The organism is Pseudomonas sp. PS01297, assembly GCF_029959305.1.
Taxonomy (GTDB): Bacteria; Pseudomonadota; Gammaproteobacteria; order Pseudomonadales; family Pseudomonadaceae; genus Aquipseudomonas; species Aquipseudomonas helleri.
This window is the reverse complement of sequence record NZ_JASCPQ010000226.1, coordinates 1-283: the sequence shown is the minus strand read 5'-3', so window position 1 is coordinate 283 and position 283 is coordinate 1. Positions and strand designations below refer to the sequence as shown.

The 283-nt window shown below is 59.7% G+C and carries 1 protein-coding gene; it reads right to left on the bottom strand.

Annotated features, from left to right (window positions below):
- Positions 1-47: 47 nt before the first annotated feature.
- Positions 48-227 carry a hypothetical protein gene (locus QMX84_RS26395; RefSeq protein WP_282365157.1) on the bottom strand — a complete coding sequence of 60 codons (180 nt, stop codon included), beginning with the start codon at positions 225-227 and terminating at the stop codon, positions 48-50.
- Positions 228-283: the final 56 nt, after the last annotated feature.

The window sequence follows — 283 nt, the reverse complement described above, 5'->3', positions numbered from 1 at the left end:
CAATCACTTAGTTAATATTTGATAACGATTTTTTGCTCCGCACCCGATCAAGCCAGATCAAGCTGCACAGCCAACAGGTCATCCAGTTGCTCCAGCAATCGCGCATGGCGCAACAAGTCGTAATGGCCGCCACTCAGCACCTCATGGCTGGCGCCCGCGCCGATGTGTGCCGCGTGCAGCCGGCGCTCGTCTTCACGGCCTGCCACCCACCAGTGGTGAGCTTGCACCCGAGTCTGCGGCTAGCTGCGCTGGGCCAACGCCAAGTGCTTGAGCTGTGCACCCA